Annotated in this window: 11 protein-coding genes and 3 pseudogenes; 4 read left to right on the top strand and 10 right to left on the bottom strand. The window is 49.3% G+C overall.

All coding sequences use genetic code 11. The annotated features are described in order from the left end of the window. Positions 1–110: 110 nt before the first annotated feature. On the top strand, positions 111–365 hold the full coding sequence (locus ENGE1_RS25445; RefSeq protein WP_064360869.1) for an Hha/YmoA family nucleoid-associated regulatory protein: 255 nt from the start codon (positions 111–113) through the stop codon (positions 363–365). A gap of 47 nt (positions 366–412) precedes the next feature. On the opposite strand, the pseudogene ENGE1_RS28165 reads toward ENGE1_RS25445, so the two are convergent. Further along, positions 413–1,187 (bottom strand): annotated as a pseudogene (locus ENGE1_RS28165) (IS1 family transposase). Positions 1,188–1,373: 186 nt separating this feature from the next. Between ENGE1_RS28165 and tnpC (ENGE1_RS25435) the strand changes: the two are divergent. From tnpC (ENGE1_RS25435) to tnpC (ENGE1_RS28160), 3 genes and pseudogenes are all read left to right on the top strand, one after another. Continuing rightward, positions 1,374–2,329: pseudogene (gene tnpC, locus ENGE1_RS25435) on the top strand (IS66 family transposase); the annotation flags it as partial. Positions 2,330–2,438: 109 nt separating this feature from the next. Next, a complete protein-coding gene (gene tnpB / locus ENGE1_RS25430) occupies positions 2,439–2,786 on the top strand; it encodes an IS66 family insertion sequence element accessory protein TnpB (protein ID WP_064360867.1) in 348 nt (115 codons plus the stop codon). Between the two features lie 48 nt (positions 2,787–2,834). After that, positions 2,835–4,371, top strand: a pseudogene (gene tnpC / locus ENGE1_RS28160) (IS66 family transposase). 267 nt (positions 4,372–4,638) lie between these two features. Here tnpC (ENGE1_RS28160) and ENGE1_RS25420 read toward each other — a convergent pair. The 9 genes from ENGE1_RS25420 to ENGE1_RS25375 form a co-directional block, all read right to left on the bottom strand. After that, positions 4,639–5,577: a LysR family transcriptional regulator gene (locus ENGE1_RS25420; RefSeq protein WP_023287225.1), complete on the bottom strand. Its 939-nt coding sequence runs from the start codon at positions 5,575–5,577 to the stop codon at positions 4,639–4,641. Between the two features lie 32 nt (positions 5,578–5,609). Continuing rightward, positions 5,610–6,524: an alpha/beta fold hydrolase gene (locus ENGE1_RS25415; RefSeq protein WP_064360870.1), complete on the bottom strand. Its 915-nt coding sequence runs from the start codon at positions 6,522–6,524 to the stop codon at positions 5,610–5,612. A gap of 10 nt (positions 6,525–6,534) precedes the next feature. Further along, positions 6,535–7,404: a fumarylacetoacetate hydrolase family protein gene (locus ENGE1_RS25410; RefSeq protein WP_023287223.1), complete on the bottom strand. Its 870-nt coding sequence runs from the start codon at positions 7,402–7,404 to the stop codon at positions 6,535–6,537. Between the two features lie 16 nt (positions 7,405–7,420). Then, on the bottom strand, positions 7,421–8,044 hold the full coding sequence (gene leuD, locus ENGE1_RS25405) for a 3-isopropylmalate dehydratase small subunit (protein ID WP_023287222.1): 624 nt from the start codon (positions 8,042–8,044) through the stop codon (positions 7,421–7,423). After that, positions 8,031–9,467 carry a 3-isopropylmalate dehydratase large subunit gene (gene leuC / locus ENGE1_RS25400; RefSeq protein ID WP_064360866.1) on the bottom strand — a complete coding sequence of 479 codons (1,437 nt, stop codon included), beginning with the start codon at positions 9,465–9,467 and terminating at the stop codon, positions 8,031–8,033. The genes leuD and leuC overlap by 14 nt, the downstream gene beginning before the upstream one ends. A gap of 129 nt (positions 9,468–9,596) precedes the next feature. Continuing rightward, positions 9,597–10,829, bottom strand: a complete 1,233-nt coding sequence (locus tag ENGE1_RS25395) for an MFS transporter (RefSeq protein WP_064360865.1) — start codon at positions 10,827–10,829, stop codon at positions 9,597–9,599. A 326-nt stretch (positions 10,830–11,155) separates the two neighbouring features. Continuing rightward, positions 11,156–12,276, bottom strand: a protein-coding gene (locus ENGE1_RS25390) for an IS3 family transposase (protein WP_119218037.1) whose coding sequence is annotated in 2 segments (ribosomal slippage) — positions 11,156–12,018 and positions 12,018–12,276 — 1,122 coding nt in all. Because the reading frame shifts where the segments join, the coding sequence is not laid out codon by codon here. A gap of 236 nt (positions 12,277–12,512) precedes the next feature. Further along, the gene (locus ENGE1_RS25380; protein WP_049153107.1) at positions 12,513–12,971 is read right to left on the bottom strand and encodes a type II toxin-antitoxin system YafO family toxin; all 459 of its coding nucleotides are present in this window, start codon (positions 12,969–12,971) and stop codon (positions 12,513–12,515) included. An 8-nt stretch (positions 12,972–12,979) separates the two neighbouring features. Continuing rightward, positions 12,980–13,516 (bottom strand): hypothetical protein, encoded by a 537-nt coding sequence (locus tag ENGE1_RS25375; protein WP_123677973.1) that lies wholly within the window; start codon positions 13,514–13,516, stop codon positions 12,980–12,982. Positions 13,517–13,756 lie beyond the last annotated feature (240 nt).

Raw genomic sequence — 13,756 nt, 5'->3', positions numbered from 1 at the left:
AATCCAGGGAGAATGGGAAATTAATAAAGATGCTTCTCTTGCCTGTCTGTGGTACTTCGTTTAATGTTTTCGATAATAGCCATTGTTTTTGGACATGCCCCGGAGCGTTGTTGTTGAAAAGCCTAAATGTGCACAGTAGCCTGAGAGAAATCTATCTCCTGAAGTTCAGGAAGTGCAGCACGACAGAAACTCTCGATAAAGTTTTTGAACGTATCCTGGATAAATTAAATGATGAAGGAGGAGATATAAATAAGATAACCAGCTTGAATGGAGCGTATGATCACCGCAGAGCTGAGATCTACATGAAAAAAATCTATGACAAAATACCTGCCTCTGTGTGGCATCTCATCCCGGATGAGATCTGAATAATGTAAATAAAGCACTGTTATTCCATGTTTGGTGATGCTTCCAATTAGTAGAACATGTGTTTTTCAATAAACGTCCCGATGACTTTTTCGTGGATCTCTACTGAACGCGAGAAGCAGATTGTTTTACGAGCCAAGCGCTTAATGCGGGTGCGCAGCGTCAGGTTATTGCGCTCAATCCGTTGGGTGAATATTTTTCTGGTCAGATGCTTATCCTTCGGCACCTCCCGGCCATAGCTGCCCCAGTCGTCGCTGGTGATCATGCCGATGTTGAATGGCGTAAGCAGTGCCAGTAGTTCCCGGCAGGTTTCATCGGTACGGGGACCAAAAGTGTAGGCCAGTACACCCCCTGTTTTGGTGTTATACGCGTACCAGAGCCAGTGTTGCCGGGCTTTACTGCCAACGAAACTCCATTGCTCATCAAGTTCGCAGATAAGCGCCACATCAGCATGAGCAACGGGCGAAGATGCAGATAAGCGCCACATCAGCATGAGCAACGGGCGAAGATGCAGATAAGCGCCACATCAGCATGAGCAACGGGCGAAGACGTTATTCGCTTTGGCGTGAGTTTTTTAAAGTCCGGATGACGGTGTTAATGCCAATTTTCAGTGTTCTGGCGGTATCGCGAACCCCGGCGCCATTGAAGGCCATTTCAGTGATCAGCTCTTTAATGCCCGGCTTACGGGCCTCATAAGTGTAAGTGAGCTGAAAAACGCGGTGGCAGTCACGGCAGCGAAATCTGTCATGGCCTTTAGGGTTCTGACCATGGCGGTAGACCCGTGCAGACTGACAACGAGGACAATGAATGTTAACGCTGGCCATGAAAGAACCTCAAAATCCCGCATTATACATCAGATTCAACTAATTAGAGGCATCACCGACAAATCCTTAGTAACAAAGCCGGCTCTCGTGAAAGAGAGTTTATAAAGGCCTGAGCGGTGTACCGGGAAACTGGTACGCACTGTTCTTAGGGGAGGATGGTTCAGTAATGAACTGTCCTTACCCGACACCCCGCTTTACCGCCAGTCAGAAATATACAACCGTCAGGGTGTGGAACTGAGCCGTTCACTGCTGTCGGGCTGGGTGGATGCATGCTGCCGGCTGCTGTCCCCGCTGGAAGAGGCGCTTCAGAACTATGTCCTGACCGACTGCAAACTCCATGCCGATGATACCCCCGTCCAGGTGCTGCTGCCGGGTAATAAGAAGACGAAGACCGGGCGGTTATGGACGTACGTTCGTGATGACCGCAACGCCGGTCAGCAGTCGCGCCAGCGGTGTGGTTCGCTTACAGTCCGGACAGAAAAGGCATCCACCCGCAGAGCCATCTTGCCGGCTTCAGCGGCGTGCTACAGGCGGACGCGTAGGCCGGGTTCAACGAGCTGTACCGCAATGGAAAAATAACGGAAGCCGCGTGCTGGGCTCACGCCCGCCGCAAGATCCACGACGTACACGTCCGCACCCCGTCAGCGCTGACGGAGGAAGCCCTGAAACGTATCGGCGAGCTATATACCGTAGAGGCAGAAATAAGGGGAATGCCGGCAGAACAGCGCCTTACTGAACGTCAGCAAAAATCTAAACCACAGCTGAAAGCGCTGGAAAGCTGGCTGCGAGAAAAGATGAAAACGCTGTCGCGCCACTCGGAGCTGGCGAAGGCGTTCACATATGCGCTAAACCAGTGGCCGGCACTGAGGTACTATGCAGATGATGGCTGGGCTGAGGCAGACAATAACATCGCTGAAAATGCGCTGCGGATGGTCAGTCTGGGAAGAAAGAACTGGCTGTTCTTCGGCTCAGACCACGGTGGTGAGCGTGGAGCGTTGCTGTACAGTCTGATCGGGACGTGCAAACTGAACGGCGTGGAACCAGAAAGCTACCTTCGCCATGTCCTTGATATTATAGTAGACTGGCCGGTCAATCGGGTGAGTGAACTGCTCCCCTGGCGCGTGGCACTGCCAACTGAATAACACATCCCCGTCAATACGGTTCTCGCTGGACGCTTACTGTGAAGTGACGTTCCGGCACGGATCACTCCGTCTGAATGGTGCCATCAGCGAAAATACGGGAGCTTAAACGCTGATTCCATTACCATCAGGGACAAAGATCTGGTTGGTCGCTGGTATCACCGATATGAGAAACGGTTTTAACGGACTGGCGGCAAAGGTGCAGACGACGCTGAAAGACGATCCGATGTCAGGTCACGTTTTTATCTTCCGTGGGCGTAATGGTAGTCAGGTAAAGCTCCTCTGGTCTACCGGCGATGGGCTGTGTCTGCTGACCAAACGGCTGGAGCGCGGCCGCTTCGCCTGGCCGTCAGCCCGGGATGGTAAAGTGTTCCTCACACCGGCACAGCTGGCGATGCTCCTTGAAGGTATCGACTGGCGGCAGCCTAAAAGACTGTTTACGTCCTTGACTATGTTGTAGGCCTCTTTATCTTGGTTGACGCTGAATGAGCCTGGTAATATACCCGGCATGAAACGCTCACGTCCTGACAATATCGACGAACTGAAACGTCTTCTTGACGAACAGGAAGTACTGAATCGAGCCCTGCTGGAAAAGCTGAACGAGCATGAACGCGAAATAGATCACCTGCAGGCGCAACTGGATAAGCTGCGCCGAATGAACTTCGGCAGCCGCTCCGAAAAAGTATCCCGCCGTATCGCGCAGATAGAAGCCGACCTTAACCAGTTACAAAAAGAAAGCGATACCCTTACCGGTCGGGTGGATGACCCGGCCGTGCAGCGTCCGCTGCGGCAGACCCGTACCTGCAAACCGTTCCCTGAATCACTTCCCCGTGACGAAAAACGGCTGCTGCCAGCAGCGTCATGCTGCCCGGAATGTGGGGGGCGCTGAGCTACCTGGGTGAGGATGCCGCCGAACCACTGGAGCTGATGCGAAGCGCCTTCCGGGTTATCCGGATAGTACATGAAAAGCATGCCTGTACTCAGTGCGATGCCATAATGCGGACTCCCGCGCCTTCGCGGCCCATCGAGCGGGGTATGCAGGACCGGAGCTGCTGGCCCGCGTACTGACCTCAAAATATGCAGAGCACACACCGCTGTATCACCAGTCAGAAATATACAAACGCCAGGGTGTGGAGCTGAGCCGTTCACTGCTGTCGGGCTGGGAGCACTCATGCTGCCGACTGCTGTCACCGCTGGAAGAGGCGCTTCAGCACTATGTAGTGACCGATGGCTAACTCCATGCCGATGATACCCCCGTACAGGTGCTGCTGCCGGGTAATAAGAAGACGAAGACCGGGCGGTTGAAGACATACGTTCGTGATGACCGCAACGCCGGGTCAGCGTTGCCACCGGCGGTGTGGTTCGCTTACAGTCCGGACAGAAAAGGCATCCCCCCGTAGACTCATCTTGTCGGCTTCAGTGGCGTGCTGCTGGCAGATGCTTACGCCGGGTTCAACGAACTGTACCGCGATGGCCGGATAACGGAAGCGGCTTGTTGGGCTCACACCCGTCGTAAAATGCACGATGTGCACGTCCGTACGCAGCTGGCGCTGACGGATTAAGCTCTGAAGCGTATCGGTGAGCTGTATACCGTTGAGGCGGAGATAAGGTAAATGCCGGCGGAGCAGCACCTTGCTGAACGTGAGCGGAAAACAAAACCGCTGCTGAAATCCCTGGAGAGCTGGCTGCGTGAAAAGATGAAAACGCTATCGCGACACTCGGAGCTGGCGAAGGCCTTCACGTACGCCCTGAACCAGTGGCCAGCGCTGGCGTACTATGCGGAGGACGGCTGGGTCGAAGCAGATAACAACATCGCTGAAAATGCCCTACGGAAGGTCAGCCTGGGTCGTAAAAACTGGTTGTTCTTCGGCTCAGACCACGGAGGTGAACGTGGAGCGCTGCTGTACAGTCTGCTCGGGACATGCAAACTGAACGGAGTGGATCCGAAAGGCTACCTCCGCCATGTGCTTGACGTCATAGCGGACTGGAAGGTCAACCGGGTCAGCGAACTGCTCCCCTGGCGCATCACACTGCCAACTGAATAACCTATCCCCATCAATACGGTTCTCGCTGGATGCTTACCATTAAACTGGGGTCCTAGCCAGCAACCTCTCTTTCTAACGCCAAACAGCAACGTAAAAGTGTCCGCAACATGCTTAATAGCTTTGCAAAATTAGTGCGGCTACGTTGTGTATTCGCATTGTCATCGATCACTATTTCTGCTATTCAATCGATGACAATTCGTACCGGGCATCACTGGCGTAATGCAGGGGGCATTTTATATAGTGCCGTTGGTTCAGTAATTCGGGGAGCTAAAATCGCTCAGAAAAGTACCGGGTAAGATAAGTAATGCACGTTTTAATTCTCCCGCTGGTAGACGGACGCTGAGGATACACAGCCCAGATATCCGCTTCCTGATACCATTGAGGGAGGATATGAATGAGCTTGCCATTTTCGATATACTTCTCCACATCCCAGGTAGAACGTAATACAATTCCGTGGTTCAGTAATGCCCAGGTCAGCACAACACTGCCGCTGTTTGACGTATGAAACGTATTCAGACGGCAGGTAAATTCCTGTTGTCCATCCGTCAACACCCAGTTTCCAAGAACAGCATTACGCTCCTGGAGCATCAGACAATGATGATCAACAAGCTCATCAATTGATGATGGCATACCAGCCTGATGAAGGTAATCCGGGGAGGCACACAAAATACGACGGTTTGTGGCGAGTTTTTTCGCTATATAAATTTCTTTAAAATCATTCCCGACGTGTATCTCAATATCTATCCCTTCTTCAACCAGATCAACATCGCGATCGCTGAGCAGTAATTTTACTTTAAGCCCTGGATACGACCGTATCAGCCCTGACAGCGCCCCGGCAACATACTCGTTTCCAAAACCGAAAGAGCAACTGATGGTGATATTGCCGCTGAGCATATCATCCGGCTCTGTAATGCTGCTGACGTAATCACCCATCTGCTCAACCAGCTGTATCGCTCCGGAGAGGGCATTTTCACCGTCAACGGTCAGACGTACCATCCGGTTATTGCGAAAAAATAAGCGGGTATTCAGGTTTTTTTCAAGCAGTGCGATCCGTTTACTGATATAGGAAGCCGATTGCCCCAGCTCAAGCGCTGCCCGGGAGAAACTACCGTTTCGGGCAACGGTGATAAACACTTGTAAATCTTCAACAGAAGGCCAGCCTTCATGAGGCTGGCGGTAATATTTACCAACAATATTTTTTTTCATAATCAGTCAGAAAATTCAGGAGTACAGGAGCGTTATAGCACTGTTCCGAGAAAAGACTGAACACGGTGAAGAAAAATTTCCGGGATCTCTTCATGAGGAGAATGCCCGCAGGGAAGCGCTTCTCCCCTGATATCTTTTGCCTTTCCGGACCAGGTCTCAACAACATCATATAACTGACCTACTGTGCCTTTTGCCCCCCACAGTAAAAGCAGCGGACACTCGATACGCTTGTGTCGATCCTGTTGATCATCATCCAGATCTATGGAAGCCGAAGCCCGATAATCCTCACAGACTGAGTGAATCATATCCGGATTCTGGTAGCACCTCAGATAGTCATTAAATGCCTTATCTTCAGTAGCCCCTGGGGTCTTGAGCTGACCTCCGATATGTTTTCGCAAGAAAAACTCCGGGTCATGCGCAATCATTTTTTCCGGCAATGGCTCCGGCTGGATCAAAAAAAACCACCAGAAATAACGAGTGGCAAAAGCTTTATCGGTCCGTGCATACATGGTGGCAGTGGGGGCGATATCAATGAAAGTACAGCTTGTAACCCGGTGGGGATAATCAAGAGCAAGCCTGTGCCCCACCCGCCCCCCCCGATCATGACCAATAAAGGAAAAAGTCTGGATCTGGAGTGCATTCATCAGCATGACAATGTCATTTGCCATGACACGTTTTGAATACGGACGGTGTGTCTCATCGCTGGCGGGTTTTGAACTGTCACCATATCCGCGCAGGTCGGGAAGGATAACCGTATAATATTTTGCCAGTTCCGGCGCAACCTTACGCCAGGTAACATGGTTTTGCGGGTGCCCATGCAGCATCACCAGAGGAGCTCCGCAGCCCCCTATCGCAACCCGGAGCATGATACCATTTTCCAGGACAACATCCCTGAGTTCAAAGCCAGGAATGAAAGGGGATGCACCACGTTCATAGATTGTATTCATGACCTTGTCCTTATACCAGCATAGCCGCAGCATCTGTATATCCTGCATCCCGAACGACATTGTGCAGTACCCCGATATGCTCAATTTCCACTTCCACAACATCTCCATCATGCAGAAAAAGTGGCGGCGTACGTTTCTTCCCGACCCCACCGGGAGATCCGGTAAGAATGACATCACCGGCAGAAAGAACGGTAAATGTGCTGATATAAGCAATGAGAAATGCGATGCTGTGTATCATATTCGCCGTGGAGTCCCGCTGAACTTCGCGACCATTTAATCGGGTAACAAGCTGTATATTTTGTGGTTCCGGGATTTCATCAGCCGTAACAAGCCAAGGACCAAAAGCCCCCGTTGATGGCCAGTTTTTCCCTGCTGTATACCAGGTGTGCTGCCAGTCTCTTACAGAACCATCCATATAGCAGCTGTATCCAGCCACGAAGCTTAAAGCCTGTTCTTCAGAAACATGTGAACAACGCCGACCTATCACAACAGCAAGTTCGCCTTCATAATCAAACTCACAAGTGTTATTGGGTTTGAGCAATACCGAATTATGACCGACCTGAGTATCCGGAAAACGAATAAATAAGGTGGGTGCCGGATTTATTTCATTAAATTCCTTTCGCTTTTCCGCGTAGTTCATACCTGCGCAAATAATTTTCCCAGGCTCATCAATGACGGGAAGAAACGGTATAGCCTGAATATCGTGATCCGGATTGTCATACCGAAATGTTGCGGCTTCCGGCAGGGCATTATTTTCCAGCAAGGATTTGAGGGTCGGATATCTGTCCCCCAGTCTCAGAAAGAGATCAATAATACCGGTATTCTCCTTGATGATGCCGTAACGTCTGCGGTTATGAATACTGTACTGAACGAGTTTCATTATTTATCTCCTGTTATCAGTCCGTTACAGGTTGTGGTTTCAGCCAGGGGGAGCGGGAAAAATACTGTTTTTCAAACCGCGTTATGTCCTGCTGATATTTTAACGTCCAGCCAATAGCATCCCCTCCAGCAGATAACATCTCACGAACCATCTGACTGACATGGAAAGGAAATACACCATTTTGTGTGATGATCTCCCCGTCCGTGAGAGAAACGGTGATACGGTTCATTTCAGGATCGTTTGCAATCCGGCTTAACTGTTTTACTGAAGCATCGTCCAGGGAGAGGGTCAGTATGCCGTTACGCTGGCAGTTATCATTAAAAATACCGGCAAAAGTAGAGCCGATCAGCGCCCGGATACCGAGCTGTTTCAGACCCCATACAGCATGCTCCCGGCTGGAACCGCATCCAAAATTTGGACCTGTCAGCAAAAAAGAAGCATTCTGCCAGCCAGGCCTGTTTAAGATGAAGTCCTCATTCAGTTGCCCGTCCGGGGTAAAACGGAGATCAAAAAACACGCCTTTATCCAGACCGGCACGATCAATTCCCTTAAGGAATTGCTTTGGCATAATGACATCGGTATCAATATTCGCGTCAGGCATGGGAGCAATGACACCTGTAATCTGATTAAACTCGTCCATTTTCTTCTCCGGAATCAAGCAAAAGGCGTACATCTTCAAGGTGTCCGGCAACGGCAGCTGCTGCGACCATGGCGGGGCTCATCAGATGTGTTCTGGCACCAGCCCCTTGTCTGCCGGGAAAATTGCGGTTAGTACTGGATGCACAGCGCTCCCCCGGTAGAAGTACATCCTCATTCATGGCCAGACACATTGAACAGCCGGACTGCCGCCATTCAAATCCTGCATCAATGAATATTCTCGCCAGCCCTTCGTTTTCTGCCTGCTTCCGGACCTGCGTGGAACCGGGAACAATAATGCCTCTTACGTGGGGCGCAATTTTTCTGCCTGCCAGCACACGGGCTGCGGCTCTGAGATCTTCAATCCTTCCATTCGTACAGGAGCCAATAAATGCATGGGAGATCCGGATATCGCGAAATGGTGTACCGGGTGCAAGCTCCATATACTGCAGAGCCTTCTTTATAGCCTGCTGCTTTAAGGGGTCCGGTTCTTTTCCGGGAAAAGGAACTGAACCGCCAATTGAACCGGTCTGGTCGGGGCTTATTCCCCAGGTCACTTTGGGTTCAATTTCCCGGCAGTCAATTTCCACTGTTTTGTCAAATACCGCATCAGGATCGCTGTACAGGGTTGACCACCGGGCTAATGCCTGGTCCCATAACTCGCCATTCGGTATCTGAGGTTTCCCCTGAATGTAATCAAACACTTTCCGATCCGGGGCAATAATTGCGCCACGGGCGCCTGCTTCCACAGCCATATTACATAGGGTCATGCGTCCTTCCATACTGAGGGAACGGATTGCTTCACCCTGAAATTCTATGGCATACCCTGTAGCACCAGATGCACCGGTTTTTTCAAGCAGCTGTAGAATGATATCTTTGGCTGAGCAGGCCCAGGGTAATGTATTGCTAACCATGACCTTCATATTCTTTAGTCGACGATATATGAGCGTCTGCGTCGCCAGAAGATGTTCTATTTCCGATGTACCAATGCCAAATCCAAGCGCGCCAAACGCACCATATGTCGTGGTATGACTGTCACCTGCGGCAATAACCATACCAGGCATAATCAATCCCTGTTCATGCGCTACGACGTGTTCAATTCCCTGACGCGGATCCATCATATCGAATAGCTCAATTCCAAAGTCCCGGGCATTCCTGCGAAAATAATCCACCTGCAGTTGTCCGCCGGGATCGGTCATGGACGCATCCCTGTCTGGTCTGGTGGGATTAACGTGATCGATATTAAGCAGAAAAGCCTCCGGATGGCGTACCGTACGATGATGCTCCCGTATGCCACTGAAAGCCTGCGGGCTTGTATATTCATTAAGGATAGAACGGTCTATATAAAGAAGGACATGCCCTTCTTTATCAAGTTCCCGCACTGTATGTGTTTCAATCAGTTTTTCGTAAAGTGTTTTGGCTAACATTGACTTATCCAGAGTAACTAATGCTACAGGCTCAGGGGTGATAAATACGTCGCTTTTGTATCATGCCATAAATCTGGCAATACATTATGTCTATATAGAAAAATACTGCATTACAGAGTGTGTATTGAACTAAATAATTTCGGAAAGACTGTTTTTCTCGGCTGCTTTTTGATACTCGTATTTCGCTGATATCACCCGTGTGATCATAAGCCCAATGCCCAGCATAACAAGACAGGATATCGCCAGACCGCCCCACCCTTGTATGGCGAACAACCAGCCATTGACATACCCCATTACCGCACCACCGGAATAATAAGAGAGTAAATAAAAAGAGGTGGCCTGTCCTTTTGCACTGGATGTTCTGGCACTGACCCAGGCAAGAATGATTGAATGTGATGAGAAGAATGCAGCTGAAAGGAGCACCACGCCAGATATAAATAACCAGACAGACTCAGCAATAAATGTAATAAACACCCCCACCATCATAAAACTAATTAAAAAACTTAAAACATTCATTGATCCATATCGGATTGCCTGACGAGCAGCATAAGGTGCAATGAAAAAAGTAAGGGAAAAACTTAGTGGTATTAGCCCAATCCATGTATAGTCGAGGTTGTACGGAGCATTGTGTAAATTAAAAGCTAAAAAATTAAAGATGGACGTAAATGAACCGAACAGAATAAAACCTGTTATGAAACATAACGAAACTTTAATGTTTCTGATATGGTTCAGTCCCCCCCGGAAAACAACCGATAACTGTAGTGATGAGGATGCTTTAAAATTTCTCGATGCCGGTAACAGGAATTTCACCGCAAGAGCAATAATAATCAGGACACAACCAAAAAGAGAAAATATAACTTCAACAGAAAAATGCTCCATCATCTGGGTCGCAATAACCCTCCCTGACATACTTCCCAGAGAATTGCCAAAGATAAAATAACTGGTGATGATCCCGGCCATACCCGGAGAGACCTCTTCACTGATATATACCGTAATTGCTGCAGTAACACCGCTGACCGCAATACCCAGCAGTGCCCGGAAGATAACTAAAACCTGCCATGATGGTGCCAGCGCGCACAGTAACGTCAAAACACCTCCGGCAAAAAGGGATGCAAATATTACAGGTTTGCGACCAAAGCGATCCGATAACGAACCGCTGAACAACATGGCAAATGCCAGGAACCCTACTTCGGCAGATAATATCATTCCAACCTGATTCAGCGGAATATGATAAACCTCACTCAGTTTTGGTAGCAGCGCCTGAATAGAGTACAGTGATGCAAGTTCAGCCAGTCCGGCAAGTGGCAGAATAAACAACATTGGCAAATAACTTCCACTTCCGTCTTTTATTATATTCCCCATTGCTATCTCCAGTATTTATTTCCTGACACAACCTCAGGTCAGGATTCAGCATCTAAGGTAGTGAATAAAAAAATTATGTAGGGTGATAGCCATCACGCTTTAGCCTTAGCAATATTTCACAAATGTGTTTTACTAATTTCCAATAAGACATCTTGATGCACTAGGAAAATTTACCCAACCCAATTTAAACTATCCTAGAAGGGATTATCAGAGTGTCTCAACTGATAATTTCTGAAGGTAAAAATATGACAGACAGCAGATGGCGGATAGACTGGCCCCCTGAATCTCCAGACAGTTTGACCTGCCCCCAGGATTAGATACAACCGTCAGTTAGTAAGGTCGGTTTGTTTACCTTCACATTTTCCATTTCGCCACCGTGCTGCAAACTCTGATGGCGTCTGATAATTCAGTGCTGAATGTGGACGACACTCGTTATAATCCTGCCGCCAGTCATTAATGATTTTCCTTGCGTGAACGATATCGCTGAACCAGTGCTCATTCAGGCATTCATCGCGAAATCGTCCGTTAAAGCTCTCAATAAATCCGTTCTGCGTTGGCTTGCCCGGCTGGATTAAGCGCAACTCAACACCATGCTCAAAGGCCCATTGATCCAGTGCACGGCAAGTGAACTCCGGCCCCTGGTCAGTTCTTATCGTCGCCGGATAGCCTCGAAACAGTGCAATGCTGTCCAGAATACGCGAGACCTGAACGCCTGAAATCCCAAAGGCAACAGTGACCGTCAGGCATTCCTTTGTGAAATCATCGACGCAGGTAAGACACTTGATCCTGCGACCGGTGGAAAGTGCGTCCATGACGAAATCCATCGACCAGGTCAGATTGGGCGCCGCCGGACGGAGCAGCGGCAGACGTTCTGTTGCCAGCCCTTTACGACGTCTTCTGCGTTTTACGCCCAGGCCACTGAGGTGATAAAGCCGGTACACGCGCTTATGATTAACATGAAGCCCTTCACGGCGCAGCAACTGCCAAATACGACGGTAGCCAAAACGCCTGCGCTCCAGTGCCAGCTCAGTGATGCGCCCTGATAAATGCGCATCAGCAGCCGGACGGTGAGCCTCATAGCGGCAGGTCGACAGGGATAAACCTGTAAGCCTGCAGGCACGACGTTGCGACAGACCGGTCGCATCACACATCAGCATCACGGCTTCCCGCTTCTGGTCTGTCGTCAGTACTTTCGCCCAAGAGCCACCTGAAGCGCCTCTTTATCCAGCATGGCTTCGGCAAGCAGCTTCTTGAGTCTGGCGTTCTCTTCCTCAAGCGACTTCAGGCGCTTAACTTCAGGCACCTCCATACCGCCATACTTCTTACGCCAGGTGTAAAACGTGGCATCGGAAATGGCATGCTTGCAGCAGAGTTCACGGGCGGGTACCCCAGCTTCGGCTTCGCGGAGAATACTGATGATCTGTTCGTCGGAAAAACGCTTCTTCATGGGGATGTCCTCATGTGGCTTATGAAGACATTACTAACATCGGGGTGTACTAATCAACGGGGAGCAGGTCAAAGCTTGGCGAAACCCTATTAAGAAACAAGATCAAGGCTACTCTAAAAGAGGCTCGGCCTAACTCTAAGATCTGTTTTATTGGTGATATGCAGGGGGAACTAGACGGGCATATTACCCAGGCACTGAACCTACAGGAAGGAATGGTGAAGGTATCTCACTGATAATTAGAAGATATCTTCACGGAACTCTTTTGCTACTGCGGCCAATTCTCTCATTTGTCGATAGTCTTGGCCTTCCGCATGTGCCCAAGGGTGGAAAACCGCAAGAAGGCTATATTGGTTTTCATCAAGTATGTTTTGGACATACACCAGGCAGGTATCAGAAGTTCTATGCCATTGCACAGTGGCTTGGTCTGGTTTACGAGCGTGCTTACCCTTTGGGGTAATAGGCGGCTCAAACTTATTCATACCGAGTTCTAGGTGTATATGCCACATGTGCGCATCTTTCACCTCATCGGGTCGATCATATAGAGTATCTCGGCCGAAATAATGAGGGAGTTTGCCAGTCGCCTTGTAGATAGCAAAGTCATCTAGCAAACTCTGTTCGAGGCTAGGGAATTTTGTAAAAACCGGGGCAAAGAAACGGTCGTAAGTTTTTGGGTTGTAAGTTACAGAAATATGCAAGTTACACCTCAATGAATCATAACAGAGGTGCCATGATCGGCCAGCTGGCGCAGTCCATCCATGCTTATGTTACTGACATACGACTCCGGCTCTTTAGTCATCTGGTGAATGAGATGGTTCAGGTTAGATGCTGCAGAACGCGCTTTTGCTACGGTAAGTAGTGTAGGGCGCATGGCTTCTCGTTGCTCAGCACTGACTTCGCGATAAACATTTTTTACCAAGCCCTCAAGTCCACGCAACTGCAGTTCGCAAAGACTCACGGTTTCAGGTTGAAGCTCAGATATCACCTTATGGATATGATCGTAACCAGCCTTAGAAAGCATCCAGTAGGCTTTTTCTAAAGTTTCTCTCAAACCATCAATGGTTTGAATTGCGTCTGACACTTTTTGCTCAGGTTGCAACGTGCTGTTTCTTAAAATAGAAACATATCGGCCACCTGATGCACCACTATCCGCCGGCATTTGGTTAGGGCAACAAAAAGCTGTTGTCTGCTGCATCAGCAAACCAACGGCTGCGGCTACTTTCATTGAATCTAAAAAAGCCATTTTTTGTTTCCTAGTTGCTACTATCATGCTCATAGCGACATTGTAGTTCAATTTCTTGTCGATTTATAGAGTAATCGACAATCATGGAGAGTAACCAAAAACGCTCTCGCCTACCACTTCGGAAAACCAAGCTCGTCATTTTCGACGAGAAGAGGGGCTACACGGTAGCGGTGTCCTTTTAGAGAAGATCGCTTTTTCGGAATTTCGTAAAATTCAGTGGCTGTATCAAACAGATAAAGC

The organism is Pluralibacter gergoviae ATCC 33028 = NBRC 105706 (genome assembly GCF_001598855.1).
In the GTDB taxonomy this organism is placed as follows: Bacteria; Pseudomonadota; Gammaproteobacteria; order Enterobacterales; family Enterobacteriaceae; genus Pluralibacter; species Pluralibacter gergoviae.
This window is presented reverse-complemented; position numbering and strand designations above follow the sequence as displayed.